Origin of the sequence: Pseudomonas sp. DE0010, from assembly GCF_007680745.1 — a bacterium.
In the GTDB taxonomy this organism is placed as follows: domain Bacteria; phylum Pseudomonadota; class Gammaproteobacteria; order Pseudomonadales; family Pseudomonadaceae; genus Aquipseudomonas; species Aquipseudomonas parafulva_B.
On record NZ_VEJQ01000089.1, the window covers coordinates 1 to 349 of the forward strand.

Annotated in this window: 1 protein-coding gene; it reads left to right on the forward strand. The window is 67.9% G+C overall.

Features of this window, described 5'->3' with window-relative positions; translation table 11 throughout:
* Positions 1-125: 125 nt before the first annotated feature.
* Positions 126-349, forward strand: a 224-nt coding sequence (locus FS767_RS21775) for a putative quinol monooxygenase (protein WP_178102768.1), incomplete at its 3' end; no start/stop codon positions are given.

Sequence of the window (349 nt, forward strand, 5' to 3'; positions counted from 1 at the left end):
GGTGACCAACTACTACAACCTCAACGACTGGATCGCCCAAGTCGGCGTCTGACGTCCGTCAGCCGGCGGGAGCCTTGCCGAGCGGCAGGGGTCGCATGGAGACCATCCCCGACCCCGGAGCCCCCATGCCCACTCTTCCCAGCGATTCCGTCTGCAGCCTGGCCCCCGTCTTCGCCGTCCAGCCCGATCAGCTCGAAGCCTTCAAGCGCCTGGGCGAGGCCATGCTGGAGCGCACCCGCAACGAACCCGGCTGCCTCTACTACGGCTTCTGCTATGACGGCGCCACGGCGCGTTGCCGCGAAGGCTATCGCGATGCCCAGGCGCTGCTGGCGCACCTGGACAACGTCGG